Annotated in this window: 26 protein-coding genes; 16 read left to right on the plus strand and 10 right to left on the minus strand. The window is 57.5% G+C overall.

Features of this window, described 5'->3' with window-relative positions; all coding sequences use genetic code 11:
* The first annotated feature begins 44 nt into the window (after positions 1-44).
* Positions 45-1,487 (plus strand): DNA/RNA non-specific endonuclease, encoded by a 1,443-nt coding sequence (locus ABD903_RS16845; RefSeq protein WP_345226222.1) that lies wholly within the window; start codon positions 45-47, stop codon positions 1,485-1,487.
* A gap of 82 nt (positions 1,488-1,569) precedes the next feature.
* Here the strand turns inward: ABD903_RS16845 and ABD903_RS16850 are convergent, their stop codons facing one another.
* From ABD903_RS16850 to rsmA, 5 genes are all read right to left on the minus strand, one after another.
* Positions 1,570-1,980 (minus strand): hypothetical protein, encoded by a 411-nt coding sequence (locus ABD903_RS16850; RefSeq protein WP_345226224.1) that lies wholly within the window; start codon positions 1,978-1,980, stop codon positions 1,570-1,572.
* Positions 1,981-2,075: 95 nt separating this feature from the next.
* Positions 2,076-2,948 carry a nuclease A inhibitor family protein gene (locus ABD903_RS16855; RefSeq protein WP_345226226.1) on the minus strand — a complete coding sequence of 291 codons (873 nt, stop codon included), beginning with the start codon at positions 2,946-2,948 and terminating at the stop codon, positions 2,076-2,078.
* Positions 2,949-3,102: 154 nt separating this feature from the next.
* A complete protein-coding gene (gene greA, locus ABD903_RS16860; protein ID WP_345226227.1) occupies positions 3,103-3,573 on the minus strand; it encodes a transcription elongation factor GreA in 471 nt (156 codons plus the stop codon).
* Positions 3,574-3,753: 180 nt separating this feature from the next.
* A complete protein-coding gene (locus ABD903_RS16865; RefSeq protein ID WP_345226229.1) occupies positions 3,754-4,695 on the minus strand; it encodes an NAD(P)-dependent oxidoreductase in 942 nt (313 codons plus the stop codon).
* 59 nt (positions 4,696-4,754) lie between these two features.
* Positions 4,755-5,561, minus strand: coding sequence for a 16S rRNA (adenine(1518)-N(6)/adenine(1519)-N(6))-dimethyltransferase RsmA (gene rsmA, locus ABD903_RS16870; RefSeq protein ID WP_345226232.1), 807 nt, complete (start codon positions 5,559-5,561; stop codon positions 4,755-4,757).
* A 127-nt stretch (positions 5,562-5,688) separates the two neighbouring features.
* Between rsmA and ABD903_RS16875 the strand changes: the two genes are divergently transcribed.
* The 11 genes from ABD903_RS16875 (at position 5,689) to ABD903_RS16925 (ending at position 16,952) form a co-directional block, all read left to right on the plus strand.
* Positions 5,689-7,146, plus strand: coding sequence for a leucyl aminopeptidase family protein (locus tag ABD903_RS16875; protein ID WP_345226234.1), 1,458 nt, complete (start codon positions 5,689-5,691; stop codon positions 7,144-7,146).
* A gap of 181 nt (positions 7,147-7,327) precedes the next feature.
* On the plus strand, positions 7,328-8,341 hold the full coding sequence (pdxA, locus tag ABD903_RS16880; protein ID WP_345226236.1) for a 4-hydroxythreonine-4-phosphate dehydrogenase PdxA: 1,014 nt from the start codon (positions 7,328-7,330) through the stop codon (positions 8,339-8,341).
* 183 nt (positions 8,342-8,524) lie between these two features.
* Entirely contained in the window at positions 8,525-8,893 is a 369-nt protein-coding gene (locus tag ABD903_RS16885) for a helix-turn-helix domain-containing protein (RefSeq protein WP_345226238.1), read from the plus strand.
* Positions 8,894-8,973: 80 nt separating this feature from the next.
* Positions 8,974-9,510 (plus strand): YceD family protein, encoded by a 537-nt coding sequence (locus ABD903_RS16890; RefSeq protein ID WP_345226240.1) that lies wholly within the window; start codon positions 8,974-8,976, stop codon positions 9,508-9,510.
* A 59-nt stretch (positions 9,511-9,569) separates the two neighbouring features.
* Positions 9,570-9,791, plus strand: a complete 222-nt coding sequence (gene rpmF / locus ABD903_RS16895) for a 50S ribosomal protein L32 (RefSeq protein WP_345226242.1) — start codon at positions 9,570-9,572, stop codon at positions 9,789-9,791.
* An 81-nt stretch (positions 9,792-9,872) separates the two neighbouring features.
* Entirely contained in the window at positions 9,873-10,814 is a 942-nt protein-coding gene (gene plsX / locus ABD903_RS16900; protein ID WP_345226243.1) for a phosphate acyltransferase PlsX, read from the plus strand.
* Positions 10,815-10,914: 100 nt separating this feature from the next.
* Positions 10,915-11,928, plus strand: coding sequence for a beta-ketoacyl-ACP synthase III (locus tag ABD903_RS16905; protein WP_345226245.1), 1,014 nt, complete (start codon positions 10,915-10,917; stop codon positions 11,926-11,928).
* A 182-nt stretch (positions 11,929-12,110) separates the two neighbouring features.
* On the plus strand, positions 12,111-12,674 hold the full coding sequence (efp, locus tag ABD903_RS16910; RefSeq protein ID WP_151077221.1) for an elongation factor P: 564 nt from the start codon (positions 12,111-12,113) through the stop codon (positions 12,672-12,674).
* 28 nt (positions 12,675-12,702) lie between these two features.
* Positions 12,703-13,200 (plus strand): acetyl-CoA carboxylase biotin carboxyl carrier protein, encoded by a 498-nt coding sequence (accB, locus tag ABD903_RS16915; protein ID WP_345226249.1) that lies wholly within the window; start codon positions 12,703-12,705, stop codon positions 13,198-13,200.
* A gap of 170 nt (positions 13,201-13,370) precedes the next feature.
* Positions 13,371-14,714 (plus strand): acetyl-CoA carboxylase biotin carboxylase subunit, encoded by a 1,344-nt coding sequence (gene accC / locus ABD903_RS16920; RefSeq protein WP_345226250.1) that lies wholly within the window; start codon positions 13,371-13,373, stop codon positions 14,712-14,714.
* A 432-nt stretch (positions 14,715-15,146) separates the two neighbouring features.
* Complete coding sequence (locus ABD903_RS16925) at positions 15,147-16,952, plus strand: alpha-amylase (RefSeq protein ID WP_345226252.1); 1,806 nt, start codon at positions 15,147-15,149, stop codon at positions 16,950-16,952.
* 99 nt (positions 16,953-17,051) lie between these two features.
* Here ABD903_RS16925 and ABD903_RS16930 read toward each other — a convergent pair whose 3' ends face one another.
* On the minus strand, positions 17,052-17,561 hold the full coding sequence (locus ABD903_RS16930; protein WP_345226253.1) for a TPR end-of-group domain-containing protein: 510 nt from the start codon (positions 17,559-17,561) through the stop codon (positions 17,052-17,054).
* 102 nt (positions 17,562-17,663) lie between these two features.
* A complete protein-coding gene (locus ABD903_RS16935; RefSeq protein ID WP_345226255.1) occupies positions 17,664-18,245 on the minus strand; it encodes a DUF3109 family protein in 582 nt (193 codons plus the stop codon).
* Between the two features lie 383 nt (positions 18,246-18,628).
* Between ABD903_RS16935 and ABD903_RS16940 the strand changes: the two genes are divergently transcribed.
* The 4 genes from ABD903_RS16940 (at position 18,629) to ABD903_RS16955 (ending at position 24,264) form a co-directional block, all read left to right on the plus strand.
* On the plus strand, positions 18,629-20,860 hold the full coding sequence (locus ABD903_RS16940) for an ATP-dependent helicase (RefSeq protein ID WP_345226423.1): 2,232 nt from the start codon (positions 18,629-18,631) through the stop codon (positions 20,858-20,860).
* 240 nt (positions 20,861-21,100) lie between these two features.
* Complete coding sequence (locus tag ABD903_RS16945; RefSeq protein ID WP_345226256.1) at positions 21,101-21,832, plus strand: DUF4290 domain-containing protein; 732 nt, start codon at positions 21,101-21,103, stop codon at positions 21,830-21,832.
* A gap of 3 nt (positions 21,833-21,835) precedes the next feature.
* A complete protein-coding gene (gene murA, locus ABD903_RS16950; protein WP_345226258.1) occupies positions 21,836-23,143 on the plus strand; it encodes a UDP-N-acetylglucosamine 1-carboxyvinyltransferase in 1,308 nt (435 codons plus the stop codon).
* A gap of 227 nt (positions 23,144-23,370) precedes the next feature.
* The gene (locus tag ABD903_RS16955) at positions 23,371-24,264 is read left to right on the plus strand and encodes a DUF4349 domain-containing protein (protein WP_345226260.1); all 894 of its coding nucleotides are present in this window, start codon (positions 23,371-23,373) and stop codon (positions 24,262-24,264) included.
* Between the two features lie 58 nt (positions 24,265-24,322).
* Here ABD903_RS16955 and ABD903_RS16960 read toward each other — a convergent pair whose 3' ends face one another.
* From ABD903_RS16960 to ABD903_RS16970, 3 genes are all read right to left on the minus strand, one after another.
* Complete coding sequence (locus ABD903_RS16960) at positions 24,323-24,658, minus strand: phage holin family protein (protein ID WP_345226262.1); 336 nt, start codon at positions 24,656-24,658, stop codon at positions 24,323-24,325.
* A gap of 99 nt (positions 24,659-24,757) precedes the next feature.
* On the minus strand, positions 24,758-25,855 hold the full coding sequence (locus tag ABD903_RS16965) for an agmatinase family protein (protein ID WP_345226263.1): 1,098 nt from the start codon (positions 25,853-25,855) through the stop codon (positions 24,758-24,760).
* A gap of 28 nt (positions 25,856-25,883) precedes the next feature.
* Positions 25,884-26,510 (minus strand): chemotaxis protein CheC, encoded by a 627-nt coding sequence (locus ABD903_RS16970; RefSeq protein WP_345226265.1) that lies wholly within the window; start codon positions 26,508-26,510, stop codon positions 25,884-25,886.
* Between the last annotated feature and the right edge of the window lie 27 nt (positions 26,511-26,537).

The raw sequence follows: 26,537 nt of genomic DNA on the forward strand, positions 1-26,537 counted from the left end.
CACCTAATTTACTGCGCCGTAGTATTCGCGCCATTTTCCTTGTCATGCGCCTCGTTACCTCCCCTTTATTTTCTGGTTTGCTGCTAACAGCTGGCTTAGCGGCCTGCTTTCAGCGTTCCTCCGACGAAGCCGTCAGCTCGTCTGATCCTGCCCTTTCTACCTCGGAAGCAGCGCAGCAGACCGGCCGCCCGTTGCTCGAAACCTTTGAAGCCGGCAGCAAAGGCTCTTACGCGGCAGCCGAGGAGAAACTGCTATCCGGAGCTTGGCTGCTCGATGATGCCCTCATTGGCACCGCTGATCAGGACCGCAAAAACGGAGCAAAATCGTTGCGGCTGCGCGGCAAAGGCCGGGCCCAAATGCGCTTCGATTTGCCCGGCGGCGCCAGCTCGGTACGCGTGTTCAGCGCCAGTTACGGCCAGGATGGCGCCGTGCGCTGGCAGCTATGGCTGTCGGCCGACCGTGGCCGCAGCTGGCAGGCCGTGGGCACCGAAGTCAAGGTAGAAGGCGCCGGTTTGCCCGTAGAAGTAACCGTAAACCGCCCCGGCCCGCTGCGCTTCGAAATTCGTAAAGTGGATGGCGGTGATGACCGGTTGAACCTCGACGACTTCCGCGTGGAGCCCTACCGCGGCAGCGCGGCGCCGGTTGCTGGCAGCCCAACTAAAGTTGTTGCGCCCTCCCCGACCGTTGTTCCAACGATGCCCGCGCAAGCACCCAGCACAGCCCGACGCGACGACCCGTTGGCCCTGGGCAACCCGAGCGGCGCTACCTCTAACCCCGATGCTTCGCCCAACAATTACCTCATGGCGAAGCCTCAATACACGCTCAGCTACTCGCGCGACCGGGGCATACCCAACTGGGTGCTCTGGCACTTAAGCAAAGCTTGGATGGGCGCCGCTCCACGCCAAGACGATTTTCGGCCCGACCCCGCCCTGCCCCGCGGCTGGTACCAGGTGTCGCGCAACTCCTACAGCAGCTCGGGTTTCGACAAAGGCCACAACTGCCCCTCGGCCGACCGCACCTTCGACCTCGACGACAACTCGGCCACGTTTCTAATGACCAACATGATTCCGCAGGCGCCCATGAACAACCAGCGTACCTGGAATCATTTGGAAGAATACAGCCGCGACTTAGTGGCCGCCGGCAACGAGGTGTACGTGCTCATGGGCAGCTACGGCAAGGGCGGCATCGGCGCGAACGGACCGGCCACCACCCTGGATAATGGCCGCGTAACCGTGCCCAAACGCATATGGAAAGTTCTGGTGGTATTACCTAACGGCGACAACGACTTGCAGCGCATAACCACCGGCCCCGTTCGGATTATTGCTATTGACACACCAAACGACAACAGCATCGAGCCGGACTGGAGCCGCTACCGCACCACCGTTGACGCTATCGAAAGCGCCACTGGTCTGGACTTACTAAGCAAAATACCCACGGCCGTGCAGGAAAAGCTGGAAGCCCGCATCGACAACGGCCCTACTCGCTAACCTCACTCACCAACAGCGCGGCCCGCATTCCTAGGTTTAGGAATGCGGGCCGCGCTGTTGGTGGCTCGTACCACTTAAATCATTATTCGGCAGTTACCTCAAAGCTGCTTTCAAGCGACTTTTTCTCGGATTCAGTTAAGCGTTTCTTAATGATGTCTTCGTACAGCACTTGGGCCTGTTGGGCCGTTGCCACGCCCAGTTCCTTCACCTTGGCCCCCCACATGTACATGGCCAACTCTTTCTTGTCCAGCATCTGACCGCCGTATAGAAAGGTGGTCTGCTTTTTCGAGGCCAGGATTTTAGTGAAGTCAAGTTCACCACCCACACTCTGGCTTCGGATGTAGGCTTCCATTTCGGCGAGGCTGGTGGGTGCCGGTCCGCCCTGGTTGGTGCTGGCCACCACGGGAGCTGCGGGGGCTGCAGGCGGGGATTGGGCCCAGCTGCTAACTGCGACTAAAAGTAAACCAGCATTTAAGGCAATATGCTTATACATAATAGCAGAAACGAAAGTAAGCATGTAAAAGTGCAGTAATGTAAACGTTTTACATTGCACAATAGATACACAATATAATGATTATTATCCTATTCTCAGGTTTCTACTATCGTTACTTTAAAGCCAACCAAATGATTGTCTGTTGATTTACCCAACACATAAACCTCCAGCTCAGGTTGCTCACCTACTCGGTACACATGTGTTTCCTCTAGTTCCTGCGTGAGGTACATCTGCAAACCTTTAAAACGGTTGGCCAAGTCGGGGTTCCCCAGCACTCCGTCGTCGGCGGTGTGGTTGCGCAAAAAATAGGTCAGTTCCTGGGTTTCCACTTTGGTGCCGGCCGGTTTGCCCAAAAGCTTCAGCAGTTCCGCATTGGTGAGGTTGCCATCTGGCGCAGGATAAGCCACCACTTCCAGGGCCGAGTCCGTTTCGCTCATGTAAGTCAGTCCTTGGGTTAGCGTCTGCAACGTGGCGGTTGCGGCGTCTTCAACTCCCGCCGTAGCCTTTGTCGTCTCGCGCCCCGTTTTGCTGGTGCTGGGCTGCTCCTTGCTGCTTGCGGAGTTACCCGATGCTGCCGGCACAGCGCCGCCAATGGCATCGGCCAGTTCTTGCATGCGCTTTTCGCTCACCTTAATCTTGGGGTTGGCGAAATTCATATCCGATACCCGGTTCATAGGAATCAGGTGAATGTGGGCGTGCGGCACTTCCAAGCCGATAACGGCTACCCCAATGCGCTTGCACGTCACGGCTTCTTTTACTCCCTTGGCTACGCGTTGCGCGAACTGGTGCAGCGCGGCCAGCTCGTCGGCGGGCAAGTCGAAAATGTAATCGACTTCGCGCTTCGGAATAACCAAGGTATGTCCTTCCACCAGCGGCGTGATGTCCAGAAAAGCCAGGTGCCGGTCGTCTTCGGCAATCTTGTAAGCGGGCAGTTCGCCCGATACGATGCGGGAAAAGATGGAAGCCATGCGGTGCAAGGGTAAATAGTGAGAAGCTAACCTACGTAACAGCCGCGGGAACCGCTGCCGCAGGCAGGCCAAAGTACGGGCAAAAAGCAAAAGGGCGAAGCCGCTGGCCTCGCCCTTTTGCATGACATAGGAAGTCCTATTTCGTTACTTCAGCCTAGCGGCTTACTTCCAGGATTTCGAAGTGCAGCTTGCCGGCGGGCACAGTAATTTCGGCCACGTCGCCAGCCGATTTGCCGAGCAATCCTTTGCCAATGGGCGACTTCACCGAAATCTTACCTGCGGCTAGGTTTGCTTCTTCCTCGGCCACCAGCAGGTAGTCCAGAATAGCGTTATTCTTCAGGTTTTTAAGCTTCACCTTGCTCAAAATGAGCACCTTGGTGGCATCCAGGTTGGAGTCGTCGATGAGGCGGGCATTGCCGATAACTTCCTCCAACTTGGAAATCTTCAGTTCCAGCAAGCCTTGGGCTTCTTTGGCGGCGTCGTACTCCGCGTTTTCACTCAGGTCGCCTTTGTCGCGGGCCTCACGCAGCTGCTCGGCAGCCTCGGCGCGTCCGCGGATTTTGAGGTCCTGCAGTTCGTCCTTGAGCCTCTGCAAGCCTTCGGGGGTATAATAATTGACAGCCATGACGGTGCGTGAGCAATTCAGGTAAAAAACAAGGAGAACGGCCGGGGGTGCCGGCCGTTCTCCCAAACAGGTCAAGAGCAAATATACGAACTACCCACGACTGTGCGCAAGGTCGGCGGGTAGCCACCGCCAGCACATGGGCCTATGAAAGGAGTCCAGTCGCTGCTAATTTAGGCTTGGTTAAGCGCGCAAGAACGCGCCTATCTTGCGGGCCAGCACCTCGTTTATGCGCTGGTACGACTCGTGCGTCCAGCCTGCCACGTGCGGGGTAAACAGCACGTTTGGGGCCGCCTGCAGAAATTCAAGTCGGGCTAGTTGGTCCGGCTTTAAGGCTCCTAATCGTTCGTTTTCGAGCACGTCGAGAGCCGCGCCCAGTATTTGGCCTTGCTGCATGCCCTTTATTAGGGCGGCATGGTCGAGCACTTCGCCTCGAGCAGTGTTCAGTAGCCAAAACGGCTGCCGAAATCCGCTTACCACTTTCTCATTTACAAACGCATGGTTTTCGGCGCTGTACGGAATGTGAATACTCAGCACGTCGGCCCGCTCCTGCAACTCTTGTAACGAAACCACCGACAGGTACTCGGTAGACTGTACCTGTGGATTGTTGTCGTGGCCCAGTACCTCGCAGCCGAAGCCGCGCAGGCAGCGGGCAAAACTTTGGCCCATGTGGCCGCAGCCCAGAATACCCACGGTGCGGGCGCTTAGCTCGTAACCCCGATTGGCCTCCCTTTGCCACTGACGGCGACGTACCTCGGCATCGGCAGAAGCTACTTTGCGCAGCAGCGCCAGTAATAACCCAACCGTGAATTCGCCCACGGCCTGGGAATTGCCTTCGGGCGCGTTCAACAGCGTAATTCCGGCTGCTTCCAGCGCGTGCATGTCAATGTTATCGATGCCGGCACCGGCACGGGCTACGTAGCGCAAGTGTTTGCCCTGGCGCAGCAGATCGGCGGTTATGCGCACTTTGCTTCGCACGATGAGGCCTTCGTACGGCTTCTCGGCCAAAGCAGCTGGCACTTCGGCGGGCAGTAAATCGGGGTCGTAGTCTATTTGCACACCTTCAGCCTTCAGCAAGGACTTGAGCGTGGGGTGCATTTCGTCGATAACGAGGCAAATACTCATGGCTTATTGCTTGCTCGTAAGGGCTATATTAAATGGTTTAGAGCCATTCCAAGACCCCTCTATTCTTCCTGGCTGGGCAAAGCACGTTGCACCGAAACCAGATTGGTCAGCCCCACGAAATCGGCTACGCTGAGCTGTTCGGCGCGCTTATCGAAAATGGGGTCGGCGGTGACTTCGGCCGAGAGGCCGAACGTTTTCATGCAATTGCGCATGGTCTTGCGGCGCGTCGAAAAAGCCTGCTTCACCACCTTAAAGAATAGATCTTCGTCGCATTCCAGTTTTTCTACCTTGTTGCGGGTGAGGCGCAGCACCGCGCTTTGCACCTTGGGCGGCGGCACAAACACGTGTGGCGACACTAAAAACAGCAATTCCACGTCGTACCACGCTTGCACCAGCACACTCAGGATACCGTAAGTTTTCGAGCCCGGGCCAGCTGCAATGCGTTCGGCAACCTCTTTTTGCAGCATGCCCACCGACTCACGCACCTGCTGGCGGTGGGCCAGAATGCGGAAATAAATCTGGGTGCTGATGTTGTAGGGAAAGTTGCCGATAACGCTCAGCGGCTTTCCTTCGAACTGCTTGCCCATGTCCATTTTCAGGAAGTCAGCCGACAAAATGCGGTTGTCAAGCCCTGGAAAGTGTACCTGTAGGTAGGCCACCGACTCACGGTCGATTTCCACCACCGTGGTTTCGTATTCGGCCGTGTGCTCTAGCAAAAACTGCGTGAGCACGCCCATGCCGGGCCCTACTTCCAGCACGTGGCGCACGCCGTCGGGCAGGCGCAAGGATTCAGCAATGCGGCGGGAAATGTTGAGGTCGGCCAGAAAGTGCTGGCCAAGATGTTTTTTGGGGGCGACGCGGTCCACAGGCAAGTGCGCGAACGGAAGGTTCGCGTTTCGGTTAGGGCTCAAAAGTACGAAAGCGCCCGGCCGAATGCCGAGCGGCGGCGGTTACGCATAACCGGATAACTTGCAGCCTCAAGTTCCGCTAGCCATGTCCCTCCACCTCGCTCCTGCCACCGCGCTGCCCCAGGGCCCCGCCGATACCGTTGTGATTCTGCCCGCCGGCACCACCTCGCTGCCGCCCGAAGCCCCCATGCTGCCCGAAGCCGCCCAACGGTACGCCGACGAGCAGCTGGCCGCTGAAAACAAGCTCTTCGCCGTGAACCTGTACACGCACCGCTTGTATGTGGTGGTGGCAAACGAGAAGAAATCCGCCGACCTCACCGCCGAGCAGCTCCGCCGCAGCGGCCACCAGCTGCACGCCAAGCTCATGGCCGCCAAGGTGAAGGCGCTGCACATTTTGGACCTGACCTCCGATAAAAGCGGAGCCCTGCCCCTAGCCGAAGGTCTGTACCTCACGGCTTATCAGTTTGAAGGCTACAAAACCGACGAAAAATCGAAGAAGCCCGCTGAACTGGAGCATGTTCACTTGGTAGGCGTACCCGAGGCCGACGTTCAGCAGTTGGAAAACCTCTTGCAAGGCGTAACCCTCGCCCGCGACTTGGTGAACATGCCGCAGAACAAGCTCACCGCCACCGACTTTGCCGAGCAGATGTCTGCCGCCGGTGAACGGGCGGGCTTCACCACCGAAACCCTCGATTTTGCCCACATTGAGTCCTTGCGCATGGGCGGCCTTCTGGCCGTAAACCAAGGCAGCCCCGAGCCTCCTACTTTCACTATAATGGAGTGGAAGCCCGAGGGCGCCCAAAACCCCAAGCCGTATGTGCTGGTGGGTAAGGGTGTAGTATACGACACCGGTGGCCTTAGCCTAAAGCCCACGCCCGCGGGCATGGACACCATGAAGTGCGACATGGCCGGCGCTGCTGCCATGGTGGGCGTGATGTACGCCCTGGCTAAAAACAACGTACCGCTGCACGTAGTAGCCCTCATTCCGGCCACCGACAACCGCCCCGGCGGCAATGCCTTCGCCCCCGGCGACGTTATTACCATGCACAGCGGCCTCACGGTGGAAGTACTGAATACCGATGCCGAAGGCCGTTTGATTTTGGCCGACGCGCTGAGTTTCGCCAAGAAATACCAGCCCGAGCTCGTGATAGATGCCGCCACGCTCACCGGCTCGGCCGCCCGTGCTATCGGTAAGGAAGGCATTGTGGCCATGGGCACTGCCGATGAAGACGTGATGCAGGCCTTAGCACAAGCCGGCCGCCGTACTCATGAACGCATCGTGGAGTTTCCCCTCTGGGACGAGTACGCCGAGCACATCAAAAGCGACATTGCCGACATCAACAACCTGGGTAAAGCCGAAGCCGGCGCCATTTCGGCCGGCAAATTCCTAGAGCGCTTCACCGAAGGCTACCCGTGGATTCACCTCGACATTGCCGCTCCCGCCTACCTCACCGCCCCCGACAGCTACCGCGGCAAACACGGCACTGGTACCGCCGTGCGACTCATTTACAATTTCCTGATTGCGCGCACTAACAGTAAATAAGAACAAAGCTCCCCTTCTCAGACGAGGAGGGAATGTTGCCGCTAAAGCGGCAACGGGGGTGGTTGACCGGCGTTGCTAACGGTGTTATACATAGTTAGCACGTTGGTATTTAAAATTTATACTCCGGTAGCTTTTCTGGTTCCTTTCAAACTGGGGCCTCTCCTCGCTCAATTTTTCTCCCATGCTCCCCCGCATTGCCATAACCACCGGCGACTTAGCCGGTATCGGTCCCGAAATCATTTACCGAACCCTGCAGGACCCGCGCATGCTGCGCTTCTGCACGCCTGTGGTCTACGGTACCGCCGCCACGCTCTTCGAAGATTTCCCGCACGACAAACAGCACGCGCCTATTGCCTACCGCCAAGTGCGCGAAGCCAGCGACATCGTGGAGGGCAAAATCAACGCCGTTACCTGCTGGGATGAAGAGGACTTCGTGCTCACGCCCGGCCAGCCCAACGAAGCCTCGGGCCGCGCTGCGCGCCTCTCGCTGCTGGCCGCTGTGCGCGACATGAAAGCCGGCCTGCTCGATGGACTCGTAACGGCGCCCATTAGCAAAGACAACACCCAGGGCGAAGGCTTCAGCTTTCCCGGCCACACCGAATTCCTGGCCCACCATTTCAGCCAGCACAACGACAGCCTGATGTTACTGGTAGCCGATGAGTTGCGCGTGGCCACCGCCACCGGCCATATAGCCCTGAAAGACGTACCCAGCCGCCTTACGCCCGAGGTGCTCAGCGGCAAGCTGCGCATGCTGCTGCACTCGTTGCGCCACGATTTCGGCATTGCCAAACCTCGTGTGGCCGTACTGGGCCTGAATCCGCACGCCGGCGAAAACGGTTTGCTGGGGCGCGAAGAGCAAGACTTGGTGCAACCCGTTATACAGCAGTTCCTCAACGAAGCCCACCTCGTCTACGGCCCCTACCCCGCCGACGGTTTCTTCGGCACCCGCCAGTACCAGCAATTCGATGCTACGTTGGCTCTCTACCACGACCAAGGACTGATACCGTTCAAGACGTTGGCATTCGAGCGCGGTGTGAACTACACCGCCGGTCTGCCGGTCATCCGCACCTCACCCGACCACGGAACCGCCTACGGTTTAGCCGGCAAGTTTGCCGCCGACCCCACTTCGTTCCGCGAGGCACTATACCTGGCTTGCGACTTAATCAAAAACCGCGCGGCGACTCATTCAAAATAGAATCAACTACATACACTAAGCCGGATCTACTGACTTAGTAGCTCCGGCTTTTTGCTTTGTTTGAAACATTCTTTTCAAAATCGAAACTTTGTTTGTGATTCTGGAATTGTTGCCGCAACTTTGCAGCCGCTTTGCTAAGTGCAACTCCTGCGCTTTGGTTAAGCAAGCTTCTCCACCCGTTCCATGATTCTCCACGAACCTGCCGATTACCGCGCTGCCTTACGTCGCCTCGATGCGCTGGTGGCCGCGGGGTTTGAAGGCAACCCGGTACTGGAAGCCGAGTTTCGGGAGCTGATTGTGGCCATCGACACGTACGAGGACAAGTTGGGTTTGCTGCCCATTCCCAATCTGCCGACCACCCTGGCCGAAATGATTGAGCTGAAGCGGCAGCAAATGCGTCTTAAACAAAAAGACCTGGCGCAGCTGCTGGAAGTACCGGCCGGGCGCCTTTCGCAAATCCTGAGCGGCAAGCGTCGCGTAACCCTGGACTTGGCCAAGAAGCTCTACGAGCGGCTCGGCATCAGCCCGGAGTTTATCCTCAAAACTGCTTAACCCGCTCACCTTAACCTTACAGGACCGCGGGCAAAACGCGGAAAACTTCCTACTTTTGCCGCCTGCTTTTATCCCAAACCGTGAAAAAGGACCTCCGCTACGATCTGCCGATTGCCAGCTTGAGCGATAAAACGCACGAGTTCGTTTTCGACCTCGACCAAGCTTTCTTTGAGCAGTTCGATCAGACCCTGATTCCGAGCGGCAAGCTGCGCGCCGACGTGAAGCTGGATAAGAACGACCGCCGCATGGTGCTCGACATCCACATTCAGGGCACCGTGCAGCTAATCTGCGACCGTAGCCTCGACGAGTTCGACCAGCCCATCGACGTGGAGCATCAACTGCTGGTTCGCTACGGCGACCACGTGGAAGAGCTCGACGACGACGTGCTGCAAATCACGCCCGACACACAGGTCTTGCCTTTGGCGCAGCACCTCTTCGATTACATTGGGCTGGCCCTGCCCATGAAAAAACTGCACCCCCGCTTTCAGAACGAAGAAGACGACAACCCCGATTCCGAGGTGAAGCTCATTTACTCTTCGGGTTCCGCGGCCAACGACGATGACGAGGATGACGACGCCAGCGACCCGCGCTGGAATGCGTTGCGCAACCTCAACTAGTCAATTCCTTGTTTTCTCTCGACACACTTTTCCTTCGCTTTCCATTTCGTTTTTGACCCATGGCACATCCTAAAAGCCGAATTTCCTCCACCCGCCGCGACAAGCGCCGCACCCACTACAAGCTCGACCCGAAGGCTGTTTCGATTTGCCAGAACACCGGCGAAACCCACCTGCGCCACCGTGCCTACGTGGTAGAAGGCGACCTGTACCTGAACGGCAAAGTAGCCATCAAAAACTACGCTCCGGTAGCCGCGGCCGCTCCTTCCTCCGACGAGGAATAGCCTAACCCGCCCTAAAAGTACCGGCGGCCGCAGCCCGGCCGCCGGTTTTTTACTATCTGCCTTCCCCCGAACACCGCTTACATGAAAATAGCCCTCGACGCCATGGGAGGCGACTTCGCCCCTCAAGCTGCCGTGGACGGAGCCGTGCTAGCCGCTGAAAAGCTGGCCGGCAAAGCCCAGATCGTACTCATCGGTCGGGAAGAAGCCGTGCGCCCCCTTCTGGAAGCTTACGGTGACGCTGCCGCTTCGCTCGAAATCATTCATGCCTCCCAGATCATTGAGATGGGCGAGCATCCGGCCAAAGCGTACCAGCAAAAGCAGGACTCCAGCATTGCCGTGGGTTACCGCATGCTGCACGCCGGGGAGGTAGAGGCCTTCTGCTCGGCTGGCAATACGGGTGCCATGCTGGTGGGTGCTATGTTCTCGGTAAAGCCGGTTCCCGGCGTTATCCGTCCTGCCATTGCCAACTTTGTTCCGAAGCTGCACGGCGGCTACGGCATCATGCTGGATGCGGGCGCCAATGCCGAATGCAAGCCCGAGATGCTGGAGCAGTTCGGCGAGCTAGGCTCGTTGTACGCCCGCTACGTGCTGGGCATTGAAGACCCCAAAGTGGGCCTGATGAACATGGGCGAAGAAGAAGGCAAGGGCACTCCCCTGCTGCAATCGGCGCACCAGTTGCTGAAGGTGAACCCGCACATACAGTTTGTAGGCAACATCGAAGGTCGCGACTTGTTCAACGACAAGGCCGACGTGATTGTGTGCGATGGTTACACAGGTAACGTTATCCTGAAACTAGCTGAAAGCATTTACGACTTGCTGGACGCGCGTAACATGCACGACCCCTTCTTCGACAAGTTTAACTACGAGTCGGTAGGCGGTTCCCCCATTTTGGGCATCAACGACAACGCCATCATTGGTCACGGCGTAAGCACGCCGCTGGCTATCTGCAACATGCTGATTCAGGGCTACCAAATGGCCCACGCTGGCATTGCCGACCAGATAAAGGATACGTTTAAGTCCTAGCTTCACGCCAAGTTTTGCGCAAAGTCCGGCCCCTTCAGGCTGGACTTTTTGCTACCTTGCGCCGCCTTTCTTCTTCCTTTTGCCGCTTTTACCCTCCAGCATGAAGCTGACCGCTGCCATTACCGGCGTAGGCGCCTACGTACCCGACTACGTGCTCACGAATCAGGAACTCGAAACGCTGGTGGATACCAACGACGAGTGGATTCAATCGCGCACTGGTATTAAAGAGCGGCGCATTCTGAAGGGCGAAAACCAGGGTACTTCGGTAATGGCCATAAAGGCAGTGCAGCGGCTGCTGGAAAAAACCGGCACCCGGCCCGAAGAGGTGGACTTGCTGATTTGCGCCACCACCACGCCCGACCTCGTGTTTCCGGCCACGGCTAACATCATTTCGGCGGCCGTGGGTTTAACCAAAGCATTTGGCTTTGATATTCAGGCAGCCTGCTCGGGCTTCCTGTTTTCGCTGGCCACGGGCGCCCAGTTTATCCAATCTGGTACTTACAAGAAGGTAATCGTGGTGGGCGGCGACAAAATGTCGAGCATCATCGACTACACCGACCGCGCCACCTGCATCATCTTCGGCGACGGGGCTGGCGCGGTGATGTTAGAGCCCAACTCCGAAGGCTACGGCTTGCTTGACCAGGAACTACACGCCGATGGTAACGGGGAACCCTACCTGCACCAGAAAGCCGGTGGTTCGCGCCGTCCGCCGTCCGCCGAAACGGTGGCCAACCGGGAGCATTATGCTTACCAGGAAGGCTCTACGGTCTACAAATTTGCGGTGAAAGGCATGGCCGACGTAGCTGCTGTGGTAGCCGAGCGCAACAACCTCACGCCCGATACCATTGCCTGGCTGGTCCCGCACCAAGCCAACAAGCGCATTATCGATGCCACGGCGCAGCGCGTGGGCATCGGTCCCGAAAAAGTAATGCTCAACATTCACAAGTACGGCAACACCACCAACGGCACCATTCCGCTGTGCTTGTGGGACTACGAAAGCCAGCTTAAGAAGGGCGACGACCTGATTTTCGCAGCTTTCGGCGGCGGTTTCACCTGGGGCGCGCTTTACATCAAGTGGGCTTACGACCCCAAACCTGGCCCGCAAAACGCATAACCACGGCGGCCCTAACGCGGGAAACTCCTATACTTGCACCCCCGACGTGCCGCCCCGCCAAGTACCGGGCCGGCACGTTTTGTTTTCTCCCCATTCGTTTTCCCACTCCCTTTACTGACCGCAGAAACGCCACTCTATTCCGGACTTCTTCGCGGGCAGTAATTTTTAACTTTTCACCAACCATGGCCACCACCGCGGATTTTCGCAACGGTCTCGTGCTTAACTACAACGGCGAGTTGCACGTCATCACCGAATTCCAGCACGTGAAGCCGGGCAAAGGCCCCGCTTTCGTGCGCACCAAACTGCGCAACATCAAAACCGGCAAAGTGCTCGACAACACCTTCAACGCCGGGGTAAAAGTGGAAACGGCCCGCGTAGAGCAGCGCCCCCACCAGTACCTGTTCAAGGACGATTACGGCTACACCTTCATGGACAACGCCTCGTTCGAGCAAGTGGTGCTGCCCGAAGCCATGGTGCCCTTCGCCGATTTGATGAAGGAAGGCCAGGAAGTAACCATCCTGTTCCACGCCGAAACCGAGCAGCCCCTCACGGCCGAACTCCCCTCGTTCGTGGAATTGGTGGTAACCTACACCGAGCCCGGCCTGCGCGGCGACACCGCTACCAACACGCTGAAGCCTGCTACCGTAGAAACCGGCGCCCGCATTCAGGTGCCCTTGTTCATCGACCAAGACCAGAAAATCCGCGTGGATACCCGCGACTACTCCTATGTCGAAAGAGTCAAATAAGCAGCCGCAGAAGCCAAGCAACGCCGCCATGAAAGCCAAAGAACTCCAGGAACTGATCGACTTCATCGCTAAGTCGGGTTTGAACAAGGTGAACATTGAGACCGAAGAATTCAAGATTTCGGTTCAGCGCGAGCCCAACACCAAGCAGGTGATGAGCCACTCGGCCCCTGCGCCGGTACAGCACGCCCCAGCTTCGGCCCCGGCCGCAGCGCCGGCTCCGCAAGCCGCGCCGGCAGCAGCTGCCCCGGCTGCTGTACCAGCTGCTCCGGCCGCTGCCAGCAGCAACACCGAAGCCATTAAAGCGCCCATGATCGGTACCTTCTACCGCTCGGGCAGCCCCGAAAACCCGCCTTTCGTGAGCGTGGGCGACGTGATTGAGAAAGGCCAGGTGATTTGCATCATCGAAGCCATGAAGCTTTTCAACGAAATCGAAGCCGAACAGAGCGGCCGCGTGGTGAAAGTGATGGTGGAAAACGCTTCCCCCGTGGAGTACGACCAGCCGCTGTTCCTCATCGAGCCGATGTAATTTCGGGCCCTTGCCGAAACACTCTTAATCTGTCATCCGGCGCAACGCGAAGGACCTTCGCACGTTCGGCTACTCGCAGGCGAGTTGTTCACGCGTGACAAGATGCTTCGCGTTGCGCCGGATGACAGTTGTTTTAGGTAGCGTCCGGTTTCCTTTTCTCCAGCCACACCATGTTTAAGAAAATACTCATTGCCAACCGCGGCGAAATTGCGCTTCGCGTAATTCGCACCTGCCGCGAAATGGGCATCAAAACGGTGGCCGTGTACTCCACCGCCGATAAGGAAAGTCTGCACGTGCGTTTTGCCGACGAAGCCGTGTGCATCGGGCCGGCGGCGTCGTCGCAGTCGTACCTGAACATGCCCAACCTGATTGCGGCGGCTGAAATCACGAATGCCGACGCCATTCACCCCGGCTACGGCTTCCTGAGCGAAAACGCGGAGTTTTCCCGCATCTGCCGCGAAAACGGCATCAAGTTCATCGGGGCCTCGCCCGAGATGATCAACGGCATGGGCGACAAGGCTTCAGCCAAGGCCACCATGAAGAAGGCCGGCGTGCCCACCATTCCGGGCTCCGAAGGCCTGCTTTCCTCGTTGCAGGAAGGCATTAAGGTGGCAGCCAAAATGAAGTACCCCGTTATCCTGAAGGCTACGGCCGGCGGCGGCGGCAAGGGTATGCGCATCATCAAGGCCGAAAGTGAGTTCGAGAAGGCTTGGAACGACGCCCGCGCCGAAGCCCGTGCTTCCTTTGGCAACGACGGCGTGTACCTGGAGAAATTTGTGGAGGAACCCCGCCACATCGAAATCCAGATTGTAGGCGACCAGTTCGGCACCGTGTGCCACCTCTCCGAGCGCGACTGCAGCATTCAGCGCCGCCACCAGAAGCTGGTGGAAGAAGCTCCGTCGCCGTTCATGACGCCCGAGCTGCGCGAGAAGATGGGCAAAGCCGCCGTGGCCGGCGCCAGTGCCATCAATTACGAAGGCGTGGGCACCATCGAATTCCTGGTAGATAAGAACCGGGACTTCTACTTCATGGAGATGAACACCCGCATTCAGGTGGAGCACCCCGTGACGGAGGAAGTAATCAACTACGACCTGATTAAGGAGCAGATCAAAGTAGCGGCCGGCATCCCGATTTCGGGCAAAAACTACGCGCCCACCATGCACGCCATGGAGTGTCGCATAAACGCCGAAGACCCCACGAAGGACTTCCGTCCGTCGCCGGGTAAAATCACGGTGCTGCACATTCCGGGCGGCCACGGCGTGCGCGTGGATACCCACGTGTACGCGGGCTACACCATCCCGTCGAACTACGACTCGATGATTGCCAAGCTCATTACCGTGGCCCAAACCCGCGAAGAGTGCGTGGTAAAAATGAAGCGTGCCCTCTCGGAGTTCGTGGTAGAAGGCGTGAAAACGACCATTCCCTTCCACCTGAAGCTAATGGACGACCCGGACTTCAAAGCCGGCAACTTCACCACCAAGTTTCTGGAGTCGTTTGATTTTTCGACACTCTAAGTTCTGTTTTGAAGTTAAAAGCAAAACGCCCGGCAGGCTTGTCGGGCGTTTTGCTTTTTCTCCGGTATGAGGTGCCGGAGCCATTGCTGTTTACCTGCGCCCCCGCTTCATGCTTACCCTTCGTGGCTGTACCGCATATCACCGGTCGGTTGGCTAAACGGATGCGTGTTTGCTCATTGCTCCATGACGGAGTACGCGCCTATCAGCTCCCCACCTGCCGAATTTTCAAGTCTGACTCTGCAAAATATTGTATTTCCTGAGCCGGCTCGTAAGTGGCTTTTTTAATGGCAACAGCCTGATTTTTACATGCCAAAGCCCTGCCAGCGGCCTTATTACAATTTCAATGTTGCGTAATTTTTTTATGATTGTTCATCTGTTTTTTGCTATTTAGCCGCCGCTCCTCACCATCTACAACCAAAACCTACCTACTCTATGATCAACCGCAATGCGGTAGCCGCTTGGCTGCTCGCAGCTGGAACTCTGTTGGGTTCTTGCAGCAAAGACGCCGCCGTTAACACGGCCCCGTCGGTGGCGCCTCTGGCCACCACCAACAATGCCGTGGCCACGAACGGCGTGATGATGCAGGCCTTTTACTGGGACGTGCCCAGGACCACGCCCGCTGGCAGCTGGTGGCAGAACCTGGGCAGCAAAGCCGCCGAACTGAAAGCCGCCGGCATTACCGCCCTGTGGTTGCCACCCGCTTACAAAGGCGGCAGCGCCACCGATGTTGGCTACGGCGTGTACGACCGATACGACTTGGGTGAATTCAACCAGAAAGGCACCATAGCCACGCGCTACGGCACCCTCAGCCAGTTACAGGGCGCCATTACGGCCCTGCATGGCCAAGGCATACAGGTGTACGAGGACATGGTGATGAACCACTTTGCCTGGGCCGATGCACAGGAAAACGTGAACGGGAACCTCGTTTACACCAAGTTCAACTACCCCGGTCGCGGCAACACTCACAGCGCTTACAGGTGGGGCTTCAACAACTTCACCGGTACGCAGCAGGCCCCCAACAATGGCTGGTATCAGTGGAAAAGCTGGGACTTTCAGCCCTACGCCTTCAACGACGCCTACGATAATCTGCTGGGCTCCGAAATTCAGTACAACGGCAACCCTTCCAACCAGACCGAAACCATTAACTGGGGTAACTGGATTACCACCACGCTGAAGCTCGACGGCTACCGCCTCGATGCGACCAAGCACATCTACACGCCGTACGTTAACCAGTGGCTCGATGCAGTGAAAGGCTCGCGTTTTGCGGTGTCGGAGGCGTGGTTTCGTAACCTGCAGGACCTGAAAAACTACGCCGCTGCCACCGGCGGGCGCACCAGCCTGTTCGACGTACCGCTGCACTACACCTTCCAAGACATGAGCAACGGCAACGGTGCCTGGGACATGCGAGGTCTGCAGTTTGCGGGCTTCACCGAAGCCAACGGCCCGTTATCGGTATCGTTTGTGGACAACCACGACACCGACCACCCCGGCGCGCTATACTCGCCCGTAACGAACCTGAAGATGCTGGCGTACGCCTACATCCTGACGCGTGAGAAAGGCTACCCCTGCGTGTTTTACCGCGACTACTACGAGTACGGCTTGGGCGCGCAGATCAAGAAGCTCATTGCCATTCGCCAAGCCCATGCTTACGGCCCCGCCACGGAGTACACCGGGGTAAACGATGCCGACGTGTACGCTTACTCCCGCGCCGGCGACGCCACGCACCCCGGTCTGCTGGTGATGCTGAACGACGGCAGCACGGCGCGCTCGAAAAGCATTACCACGCCTTTCAAGAGCGTTACGCTAACCGATAAAACGGGCAATAACACAAGCACCGTTACCACCAACTCAACGGGTTTGGCCACTTTCCCGGTTAACGCCCGCAGCTACTCGGTGTGGGTGCCCACCACGGGCGGCACCACCACACCTCCACCCCCGCCTACGGGCACCACGGCGGTTTCCTTCAACGTGACCTACAGCAACACCGTGAGTGGGCAGGATGTATACGTAGTGGGCAGCACGGCTCAGTTGGGCAGCTGGAACACCGCCAGCGCCATTAAGCTTAGCGGCGCAGCCTGGCCCCGGTGGAGCGGCACCATTAACCTGACCAGCGGTACGGCCGTGCAGTACAAGTACATCCGCAAAGACGGCGCGGGCAATGTGCTTTGGGAAGGCGGCGCGAACCGCAGCTTCACCCCATCGGGCGCTACCCTCACCCGTACCGATACCTGGCAATAACGCCTCAACTTTTCGTGAGTGAGTGAAAAAAGGCCCGCTGTATCAGCGGGCCTTTTTTGTTCCATTCGTTCGCCGGGTAACGCACCTAGGGCTGAGGGCTCAGGACTTAGGCGAGGACTTGACAGCAGATCGAGCTGGCGCAGGCCTGGGCGCGGGCTTAGCCGGAGCAGCTGGTGCGGGCCGTGGCGCTGCTCGGGGGACGGGCGAGGCAATGGCATTGCGGGTAGTGGCCTGCGCTACGCCTTCGAAACGCTTGTCGGCGCGGAGCAGGGCGAGGTCCGGATCGGAGCGCAGGCCGTTTACGTCGGAATAGCCCAGCGACGTGGCTTGCCGTAGGGCAGCAAAACCGGCTTCGCGTTTGCCATCGAGCGCCTCAATACAGGCCAGGTTATAGCGGTGTATGGACTCCCGCGGCTCATAGGCAATAATTTGCTGGCACAAGGCACGGGCTTTAGCCAAGTCCCGGACCTGGATGGCGTGCATCATGGTGGGGTAGGTTCCCAACACGGCCTGGTGCTTAGAAATGGCATCGGCCGATTGAGCCCGTACTGCTACCGGCGCAGCTGCTAAAACCAGCGCCAAAAAAGCGGAGACAACAACGTATTTCATACCGCAGCAAGTTAACACGCACCGTTGGCCGGTGAAAGCAACGCCCCTTGCACGTTTGCCGAGTTCCACTCCTAAAAAACCGGCCCGCAGCTGGCTTTGCTCTTACGTCAAAGGTACCTGCGTGGGATGCTCGATTTCCTGCACCAACTCCCCGTACCACTGTTCCCCGTACTTGCGGATAAGCGGATCCTTGAGAAACTTGTACACCGGCACGCCTAACGAGGCACCAAAGGCGCAGGCCGGATTGCAGATGTCCCACCGGTCGTAATTCAGCGCGTCGAACTCGTCGTACTTGCTGATGCGGATGGGGTACAGATGGCAGCTGATGGGTTTTTTGAAAGTGGTAGCTCCGGCCAGGTAGGCCTGTTCGATGCCGCACTTCAGAATATTCCGCTCGTCGTAAAGCGCGTAGGCACACTCCCGGTTATCGATGGTGGTAGTGCTGAAGTCGCCCTCCCAGTCCTTCACGTACAGTCCCTGCTCCTCAATGGCGTGGCGGCCGGCGTGCGTTAGGAAGGGCTTGATGTTTTCGTATTCCTGCTCCAGAATGCGCAGTTCGGCTTCTTCCAGCGGCGCGCCCAGGTCGCCTTCCACGCAGCAAGCGCCCTTGCAGCGCTCCAGGTTGCAGACGAAGAATTCGTCGCGGACGTCGTCGGAGACAATGGTATTCTGGATGACAATCATGAGTATTCGGGCAAAGCGAACCGTAAAGATACGGCGGCGGGGTTCGGGGTGAAACAGCATGCGCAGGGTGAGAAGTTCGCCCGAAGTGCTCCGCAGCATCTTTCCGCCCCTCCGAAGGGTGTTTCCGGGCTTCCGAATGCCCTTTCCATCGTCCCGAATGGTCTTTACGCCCCTCCGAACGCTTTTTCCGCCCCTCCGACTGGTCTTTACGCCGTTCCGAACGCAGTTTACGTGCTTCCGAAGCATCTTTCCGCCCCTTCGAAGCCGTTTTACGCCCGCGGCGCGGCCTTGGGAAACGGCGCCCGGCTAATTTCCCCCGCCGCACCTTTCGCCCTACCTTTGTGGTTTAGCTACAAGGCTGGCTTGAAAGAGAACGAATGGCACTGGATTATATAAACCTACTGAACGAGTCGCAGCGCGGCGCGGTATTGCACACCGAGGGCCCGGCCATGATTATTGCGGGCGCAGGCTCGGGTAAAACGCGCGTACTCACCTACCGCATTGCGCACTTGCTGGAACAAGGCGTCGACCCGTTTAACATTCTGGCCCTGACCTTTACCAACAAGGCCGCGCGCGAAATGCGGGCCCGTATAGAGAAGGTGGTAGGTCCCGAGGCCAAGAACCTCTGGATGGGCACGTTCCACAGCATTTTCGCCCGTATTCTGCGCTCGGAGGCCGACAAGATTGGCTACCCGCGCCACTTCACCATTTACGACACCCAGGACACCAAAACACTCATCACCCAAATTGTGAAAGAGTTGGACCTGGACGATAAGCTCTACAAGCCCAGCACGGTGCTCAGCCGCATTTCGGCAGCTAAGAACAAGCTGATTTCGGTGGAGCAGTACCTCAACGACCCCGTTATACGGCAGGACGACGAGGCGGCGCTGCGCCCCAAGATCGGCGTCCTTTACCAGCAGTATCAGCAGCGCTGCTTCAAGGCCGGTGCCATGGATTTCGACGACCTGCTGTACCAAACCAACGTGCTGTTCAAGGAACACGTGGATGTGCTAAACAAGTACCAGCACATTTTCAAGCACGTAATGGTGGACGAGTACCAGGATACCAACTACTCGCAGTACCTGATTACGCGCAAACTGGCAGCCAAAGACCGTAACATTTGCGTGGTGGGCGACGACGCGCAGAGTATCTATGCCTTCCGCGGCGCCGATATTCAGAACATCCTGAACTTCGAGAAGGACTACCCCGAGCTGGCCATTTTCAAGCTGGAGCAAAACTACCGCAGCACGAAGAACATCGTGAAAGCGGCCAACTCCGTCATCAAGAACAACCAGGCTCAACTGCGCAAAAGCGTGTTTTCCGACAACGAGGACGGCACCAAGGTGGAAGTTATTCGGGCAGCTTCGGATAACGAGGAAGGCAAGCTGGTGGCCAACAGCATCTACGAGGACAAGATGAACCACCACTTGTCCTACGAGAACTTTGCCATCCTGTACCGCACCAACGCGCAAAGCCGCGCGATGGAAGAAGCCCTGCGCAAGCTCAACATCAAGTACAAAATCGTTGGCGGCCTTTCGTTTTACCAGCGCAAGGAAATCAAGGACCTGGTAGCCTACCTGCGCCTCACCGTTAACCCCAACGACGAGCAGGCCCTGCGCCGCGTAATCAATTACCCAAAGCGCGGCATTGGCGACACCACGGTAGCCAAAATCATAACCACCGCCGACGAGCACAACGAGACGCTTTACGACGTGGTGTGCAACGCCAACCAGTTCTTGCCCGCCCGTATTGCGGGCGCAGTGCAACAGTTCGGCGACCAGATCAAGAGCTACGCTGTGGTTGCCGGTAAAGACGACGCCTTCGAAGCTGCCAAGTTCATTGCCAAAAACTCGGGCATGATTGAGGACCTGTACGCCGATAAGAGCATTGAGGGCCTCTCCCGCTACGAGAACATCCAGGAACTCCTGAACGGCGTGAAGGCCTTCGTGGAAGACCCCGAGCGCGAGGACAAGTCCCTGGCGGCATTCCTGCAGGATATTGCCCTGGTGACCGATACCGACCTGAAGGACGCCAAAGACGACGGCGAATCGGTTACGATGATGACCATTCACTCGGCCAAGGGTCTGGAATTCCGCAACGTGTACATCGTGGGCATGGAAGAAAACCTCTTCCCCTCGCAAATGATGATTACCTCGCGGGCCGATTTGGAAGAAGAACGCCGCCTGTTTTACGTAGCCATTACCCGGGCCGAAAAGAAGCTTACGCTCAGCTACGCCACCTCGCGCTATCAATGGGGCAACCTGCGCAGCTGCGAGAAAAGCCGGTTTATCGACGAAATCGACCCGACCTATGTCGAGTTCAAGTACGGCCAGGAAGACAGCCCGTTTGCGCCGGTTTTGGAACGCCGCTCGAATTTGGTGGCCGTGCAGAAACCCAAGCTCACGGTAGCCAAAGCCTACGTGCCCTCGGCCGATTTCAAGCCATCGGACACCAGCAACCTTGCGGCCGGCAACAAGGTGGAGCACCCCAAATTCGGCTACGGTACGGTAACCAAAATGGAAACCCAGGCGGGCCAGACCAAGGCAATCATTCAGTTCGATGAAGTAGGCGAAAAGACCTTGCTGTTAAGCTTCGCCAAGCTGCGGATCTTGTAAAGATTGAAACCCTAACGCGGCGTTTTGCGGTGCGTCTTGTAGTCGTTGCCGTGCGGGTAATCGACCTACGACGCAGGCCGTAAAACGCCGCGTTACATCTTTTGCTATCGAAGACGGTCAACTGCCGTATATTTAGCCCTGTAATAGCTGAGCTGTTTTTCCGCTCGGCGCTTCGGCCGGCCCCTCCCACCTGTTTCAGGCTTATTCCACCCGCCGCCGAAGCCTCTTTCGACTTTGACAATGACCGAAACCCTCTCCCCGCAACTCGAACTGTTGGTTCGGGAATACGGGCAAAACACCTTCCATTTGGCTCAGCAGCTGCTGACGATGGAAGACCGCGCCGAGCGTACCAAACGCGCCACCCAGGTGGTGCAGCTGATGTTCCGCCTGAACCCGGGTGTGCGCGAGCAGCAGGATTACCAGCACAAGCTCTGGAACCACCTCTACGCCATGACCGGCAACAAGCTGGAAGTGGATGCGCCCTTCCAGTTGGTCGGCCTTGAGCAGTTTAACAACAAGCCCACGCCCATTGGGTACCCCACCAAAGGCCCCAAGCTGCGCCCTTACGGTAAAAACGTAGAAGAAATGGTAGCCAAAGCGGCCGCCATGGAAGATGCTACGGAGCGCGAGCAAGCCGCCCTGACCATTGGGCGCGTGATGAAGTTCCTGCACCGCATGCACAGCAAAGACGTGCCCAAGGACGTGACCATCATCAAGCACATGCGTGACCTGTCGGGTGGCAAAATCACCTTGGAGCAAGCCCAGGTAGACGCCGCTGGTGGATTTGATACCATGACCGGCACGGCCAGCCAGGCCGGAGGCGGCGCCCGCCAAGGCGCATTCGTGGTGCCCCAGCCCCGCGCCGACCGTGAGCAGCGCCGTGGTGGCGGAGGCGGTAAAAACGACCGGGACCGTCGCGACAAGCGCCGGGGTAAAAAAGGAGGACGCGACCAGCAACAACCGCCGCAATAAACTATGTCCGCAGCATTTGAAGTAATCGGCGGGAAACCGCTGCGCGGCGAGATTGTGCCGCAAGGAGCCAAAAACGAGGCCCTGCAAATTCTATGTGCCGTTTTGCTGACCGCCGAGCCGGTTACCATTTCGAACATTCCCGATATCCGCGACGTCAACAAGCTCATCGAGCTGCTGGGCAGCATGGGCGTAAAGGTGGAGCGCCTTGCGCCCGACACCTACCGTTTCCAGGCCGACGACGTTAACCTCGCCTACCTCGACACCCCGGAGTTCATTAAGCAGGCCCGCGAACTGCGTGGTTCGGTAATGATTCTGGGGCCGATGCTGGGTCGCTATGGCAAATGCCAGCTGCCCAAACCCGGTGGCGACAAAATCGGCCGCCGGCCGCTTGATACTCACTTTCTCGGCTTGCAAAAACTGGGTGGTGAACTGAAAGTAGAAGGCCCCGACTTCTACAAAATGACGGTGTCGGGCAAGCTGAGCGGCGCCTACATGCTGCTCGACGAAGCCTCGGTAACCGGCACCGCCAACATTTTGATGGGTGCAGTTTTGGCCGAAGGCACCACCTCTATTTACAACGCGGCCTGCGAACCGTACCTGCAGCAGCTATGCAAAATGCTGGTGCGCATGGGCGCCAAAATTCAGGGCATCGGCTCGAATTTGCTGGTTATCGATGGCGTGGACAAGCTCGGTGGCACCGACCACCGCATGCTGCCCGACATGATTGAAATCGGTTCCTTTATCGGCCTAGCGGCCATGACGGGCTCGGAAATCACCATCAAAGACTGTCAGATTCCGGAGCTGGGCCTCATCCCCGATACCTTCCGCAAGCTGGGCATTAAGCTGGAATTCCGCGGCGACGACATTTACGTGCCCGCGCAGGACCACTACGAAATTGCTACTTACCTCGACGGTTCCATTCTAACGGTTTCGGACCACACCTGGCCGGGTTTCACGCCCGATCTGCTGAGCATTGCGCTGGTAGTGGCCACTCAGGCCAAAGGCACGGTGCTTATTCACCAGAAAATGTTCGAGTCGCGCCTGTTCTTCGTCGACAAGCTTATTGATATGGGCGCACAAATCACGCTCTGCGACCCGCACCGCGCCATCGTCATCGGCCTCGATAAGCGCAACACCTTGCGCGGCATCACCATGACTTCGCCTGATATTCGCGCCGGCGTGGCCTTGCTCATTGCCGCTCTGTCGGCGGATGGCAAAAGCACCATTCTGAACGTGGAGCAGATTGACCGCGGCTACCAAAATATCGACGGGCGCTTAAATGCCCTCGGCGCGCAGATCAAACGCATATAGCCCACTTTTTCTGCTACCCAAAGCCCTGCCCTACCGGCAGGGCTTTTTGTTTTGGTGGTTTCGCGGGTTACCCCAGGCAGCCGTTCGAATAAAGAGCAAGGCTGCGCAGCTTTTATTCTGCTTCTTAAACCCATTCCGATGAAACGTCTGTCGTGAGCCGGCTTGGGAAATACAAGCAAACAGCTGCTCAGGCGTTACTAGCTAAACTCACCAAATCCCGTTTTGCCATGAACAAGTCAATCGGAGTGCTAGTGTGGTTGGGGTTGCTGTTGGGAAGTTGCAGCGACGAGAAAGGCGCGGTATCCGAATCCGCAGATGTGCAGGCAAGCGCCGTCATGTTGGCGCCGCCGGCACCTTCGGAACATGCCGTTGGGAATTCTGATGCGAGTCAAATTGTAGGCGAAGACCAAGGCGAGACTATTGCCGATAGTCGTTCCGGGCCAGCTGCTGTGCCGGTAAATTCAGTGGCCCGGCAACTAATCTACCGAGCCGATGTCGACATTAAGGTCCAGGACCTTGCCCGCGCCGTTACCCGCGTCGACAGCATTGTGCGGCGCAGCGGCAGCTGGTTGGGAGCCTCCGCTCAATCGCGCTCAGACGAAGAGTGGCGACAGGAAATGACCATCAGGGTGCAGCCCGCCAAGTTCACTGGGCTAATGGCTGGCCTTTCCACCTTGGGCACAGTGGAGCGTAAGTCCATGACTTCGCAAGACGTAACGGCCGAACACGCTGACGTAGCAGCCCGGATCCGCACCAAACGAGCCTTGGAACAGCGCTACATTGGGTTGCTCAGTCAGGCTAAGAAAGTAAGCGAGGTACTGGAAATAGAAGCTAAGATTGGGCAAGTTCGGGAAGAAATTGAATCGGCTGAAAGCAGGTTTAAAGCCCTTAATGACCAAGTTGCCTATTCTACTATCACCTTAAAGCTCTACCAGCCCTTGGCCTTGCCCACTCCTGATGCACCGGTACTATCCTTCGGTAGCCGCGTGGCCGAGGCTTTTTACGGCGGTTGGCAATTGGTGACTGGCTTGGCTATAGGGTTGGTTTACTTATGGCCCCTGCTGCTGCTGGGTGGCGTAGTTTACTGGCTGGTGCGGCGCTGGCAACAAGCTAGAGCTTAGAAATAGCAACGGCCGGCCCATTCCTGGGCCGGCCGTTGTGGCGTTTACGGAGCGAGTTCTAATCAACCACCATATCGATTACCGCCGTGACTATGGACAACACGATGCTGAACAACAGAGCAGCAATGAAGCCGTCGAGTTTGAAGCCGGGCAAAATATAAGCGGCCAGGCCTACGATGAGGGCATTGATAACCAGCAGAAACAAGCCCAGCGTGAGAATGGTAATGGGGAATCCAATGATTTTGAGGATGGGCTTGAGCACCGCGTTCAGTACGGCCAACACCACAACCAGCAAAATGGCATCGGTGAAGCCGGCTAGATGCGCACCTGGCAAGTAATTGCCCAGCACGTACACGAGCACGGCCGTGAGCAGAAATTTAATAATGAAACCCATAAGCACCAGGAAGGAGGTTGGTGGAAAAAAGAAGCCCGGCAGCCTGCTGAGTGCGAGGCTGCCGGGCAACTATACGAAAAACAAAATACTTGGCTGCGTTTACTCCGTTTCCATGCCGGTTGCCTTTAACCGGCCTTGCGACACGGCCATCCAGTTCGCCATTTGATACAACAGACGGGCACCCACGTTACCGTTCCAATCGGTGTCGCCGGGGCCTACTTCGTTCAAGTCGCAGCCGATGATCTGGCGGCCCGAGCGCACCACGGCCCGAATCAAGTAAAGTGCTTCTTCGAACTCCAGGCCGCCGGGAACGGGTGTGCCGGTGCCGGGGCACAACTTGGGGTCGAGGCCATCAATGTCGAAGCTCAAGTACACCTTCTGGGGCAATTGGGCAATGATTTTGCCGCACACCTTTTTCCACGACTTTTTGCCGTACTGCTCTTCGCGCAGGAAGCGGTGGTGGAACATTACCACTCGCCCGCCCGATTGGGCAATTACGTCGGCTTCCTGCTGGCACATGTCGCGAATACCCACTTGCACCAGCTTCTTCACCTGCGGCAGTTGCAGCGCGTTGTGCATGATGGAAGCGTGCGAATACTCGAAGCCTTCGTAGGCCACGCGCAGGTCGCAATGGGCGTCTATCTGCAGAATGCCGAACTCTTCGTGGCGCTCGGCCAACGCGTGCATGTAACCCAGCGGCGTGCTGTGGTCGCCGCCTAATACCACCACACCTTTACCAGCATCGAGTAAGGCACCGGTTTTTTCTTTCAGCCAAGTCAGCAGGTCTTTGCCAGCTTTGGTTACTTGGGCGGGTACGCTTTGGAAGCTGCTACCGCCTTTGGTAGGCCGACCTTCTTCCAGCCAGCCAATGTATTCGGCGGCCAGAGTACGCAAGCGGGTGCTTTCGGCTGCCCACTCGGAGTCGATGTCTTCCATGGCCAAGCCCAACTTCCAGGCATCGGGAATGTCCGGGTCGTAGAGGTCCATCTGGGCCGAGGCCTCGTGTATGGCAGCCGGGCCTTGGGCGGTACCGGCGCTGTACGATACCGTCACTTCCCACGGCACGGGCACGACCACCACCTGCGCTTCAGCGGGGGTAAAGGGCAAGCCAAACAAGCCGCCCGAGGCATCCCCCACGGCGTTTGGGTCGAAAGAATCTATTTTTTGTTGGCGGGATTTGGCCGACGAATCTTGCATGACTGGAAAGAGCAGAATTGAAGTGACCTTATTTACCGCCCGACAAATCGTAGGTGCGAATAATGGCCAGGATTTTCACGAAGGTTTCGCGGTCGAAAAACAGCATCAGCGGCAATTCCACGTTGCTGTTCTGGTCGGAAAACTGAGTGATTACCGAGAAAATCAATGGCTGCATGAGCGGGTGGTTCAGCAGCAGGCTGTCGAGGGCCCGGGCAATGTCGCCTTTTGGCGCTGTAGGCGGCGCACCGTATATCTTGGCTTTTAGAATGTTAGCCAATTGCGTTACCAGGGCCCCGGTAATGATGTTGCTGATTTCGAGCAGCAGCGACTCTTGCATTTCGTTGAGCTCTACCGTTTCGGAAACGGTGAGGCGCAGACACACGCGCGAGAGTCGCTGCACGTGCTGGCCCGAAAAGAACATCAACGTTGTGCCATTGAACTCACCCTTGATGTCGGATTGAATGGCAACGTGTTCACTCTGATACTTGCGCACCAAAGCTAGAATGTCGCGTCCGCGAACTAGTTCGAGGCTGGGCACCTCTAACAACACCTTTTCCTGGGCAATGGCCGCAAACGAGTCGGCAGCCCTTGCCAGGCCGATGTTGAGTATTTCGCGGATAATGTCCCGCTCCAGATCTGTCATGTGCAGGTCCATACAGAATCAGTTAAGCATGCGGGCAGC

The organism is Hymenobacter koreensis (genome assembly GCF_039541855.1).
Lineage (GTDB): Bacteria > Bacteroidota > Bacteroidia > Cytophagales > Hymenobacteraceae > Solirubrum > Solirubrum koreensis.

Bases quoted from the DNA above. Each gene is read 5' to 3' on its own strand.
- ABD903_RS16845 (WP_345226222.1), top strand. From the start codon at position 45: ATGCGCCTCGTTACCTCCCCTTTATTTTCTGGTTTGCTGCTAACAGCT.
- ABD903_RS16850 (WP_345226224.1), bottom strand. From the start codon at position 1,980: ATGTATAAGCATATTGCCTTAAATGCTGGTTTACTTTTAGTCGCAGTT.
- ABD903_RS16855 (WP_345226226.1), bottom strand. From the start codon at position 2,948: ATGGCTTCCATCTTTTCCCGCATCGTATCGGGCGAACTGCCCGCTTAC.
- greA (WP_345226227.1), bottom strand. From the start codon at position 3,573: ATGGCTGTCAATTATTATACCCCCGAAGGCTTGCAGAGGCTCAAGGAC.
- ABD903_RS16865 (WP_345226229.1), bottom strand. From the start codon at position 4,695: ATGAGTATTTGCCTCGTTATCGACGAAATGCACCCCACGCTCAAGTCC.
- ABD903_RS16875 (WP_345226234.1), top strand. From the start codon at position 5,689: ATGTCCCTCCACCTCGCTCCTGCCACCGCGCTGCCCCAGGGCCCCGCC.
- pdxA (WP_345226236.1), top strand. From the start codon at position 7,328: ATGCTCCCCCGCATTGCCATAACCACCGGCGACTTAGCCGGTATCGGT.
- ABD903_RS16885 (WP_345226238.1), top strand. From the start codon at position 8,525: ATGATTCTCCACGAACCTGCCGATTACCGCGCTGCCTTACGTCGCCTC.
- rpmF (WP_345226242.1), top strand. From the start codon at position 9,570: ATGGCACATCCTAAAAGCCGAATTTCCTCCACCCGCCGCGACAAGCGC.
- plsX (WP_345226243.1), top strand. From the start codon at position 9,873: ATGAAAATAGCCCTCGACGCCATGGGAGGCGACTTCGCCCCTCAAGCT.
- ABD903_RS16905 (WP_345226245.1), top strand. From the start codon at position 10,915: ATGAAGCTGACCGCTGCCATTACCGGCGTAGGCGCCTACGTACCCGAC.
- efp (WP_151077221.1), top strand. From the start codon at position 12,111: ATGGCCACCACCGCGGATTTTCGCAACGGTCTCGTGCTTAACTACAAC.
- accB (WP_345226249.1), top strand. From the start codon at position 12,703: ATGAAAGCCAAAGAACTCCAGGAACTGATCGACTTCATCGCTAAGTCG.
- accC (WP_345226250.1), top strand. From the start codon at position 13,371: ATGTTTAAGAAAATACTCATTGCCAACCGCGGCGAAATTGCGCTTCGC.
- ABD903_RS16925 (WP_345226252.1), top strand. From the start codon at position 15,147: ATGATCAACCGCAATGCGGTAGCCGCTTGGCTGCTCGCAGCTGGAACT.
- ABD903_RS16930 (WP_345226253.1), bottom strand. From the start codon at position 17,561: ATGAAATACGTTGTTGTCTCCGCTTTTTTGGCGCTGGTTTTAGCAGCT.
- ABD903_RS16935 (WP_345226255.1), bottom strand. From the start codon at position 18,245: ATGATTGTCATCCAGAATACCATTGTCTCCGACGACGTCCGCGACGAA.
- ABD903_RS16945 (WP_345226256.1), top strand. From the start codon at position 21,101: ATGACCGAAACCCTCTCCCCGCAACTCGAACTGTTGGTTCGGGAATAC.
- murA (WP_345226258.1), top strand. From the start codon at position 21,836: ATGTCCGCAGCATTTGAAGTAATCGGCGGGAAACCGCTGCGCGGCGAG.
- ABD903_RS16955 (WP_345226260.1), top strand. From the start codon at position 23,371: ATGAACAAGTCAATCGGAGTGCTAGTGTGGTTGGGGTTGCTGTTGGGA.
- ABD903_RS16960 (WP_345226262.1), bottom strand. From the start codon at position 24,658: ATGGGTTTCATTATTAAATTTCTGCTCACGGCCGTGCTCGTGTACGTG.
- ABD903_RS16965 (WP_345226263.1), bottom strand. From the start codon at position 25,855: ATGCAAGATTCGTCGGCCAAATCCCGCCAACAAAAAATAGATTCTTTC.
- ABD903_RS16970 (WP_345226265.1), bottom strand. From the start codon at position 26,510: ATGGACCTGCACATGACAGATCTGGAGCGGGACATTATCCGCGAAATA.